This is a genomic window from Vibrio sp. D173a (genome assembly GCF_030248475.1).
In genome coordinates this window covers 1-689 of record NZ_JAHGAH010001350.1, presented here as the reverse complement: position 1 = coordinate 689, position 689 = coordinate 1, and the positions used below count along the sequence as shown (strand labels likewise).

Sequence of the window (689 nt, the reverse complement as noted above, 5' to 3'; positions counted from 1 at the left end):
TTTAGCGATATTCAAGGCGATAGCGGAAATCGGAAGTGCGGTCAGTGGCGTGTTCACTGGTAACCTCTCAGGGGTAAATGACTTAACCGAGCAGCTGGCAAAAACACCTGAAGCACTCGAAAAAGCAAAAAATCTCGTTACCAACATCAAGTCCGTCACTGGCATTATTGATAGCGTGACTAAAACGATTTCTGGTATTTCACAGCTGACCAACGACGTTAAATCCGCCATCAAATTCCAAAAAGTATCGGAAGCGATGGATGGGTTTAACTTTAATATCCCAACACTCAACGAGAGTAATCTTGCATGGGATTTGATGATCACCGAGATTCGCAGCAATCTCAGATACGCTGACAGCTTGGGCATCAAAGGCGCAAGACAATATCTGTTGGAGCTTGAAAAACAGGTGCTACTCGGCAAAGCCATTAACATCACACAGCTCAATTTTGCTCACGAGCAAGCTAAGTTGGTCGACCTGCTTTTAACGAATAATGTCACTACCAATCAGTAACAACGACTGAATACTGCCATTGAGGGTTATCAACTAGACAGTGATAGCTTTGATTCCGTTGAGCGTGAGCTTTCTCGCGTTTTAATGCACTTCAAACGTCCGATGTACGTAGCGCTATCGAACTATGTTCAGGCATACGAATACTGGGCATTGAAGCCAAGTGAGATCACCCCTTCTC

The 689-nt window shown here is 44.6% G+C and carries 1 pseudogene; it reads left to right on the top strand.

The annotated features are described in order from the left end of the window. A pseudogene (locus tag KIV40_RS33300) lies at window positions 1-689 on the top strand (hypothetical protein); the annotation flags it as partial.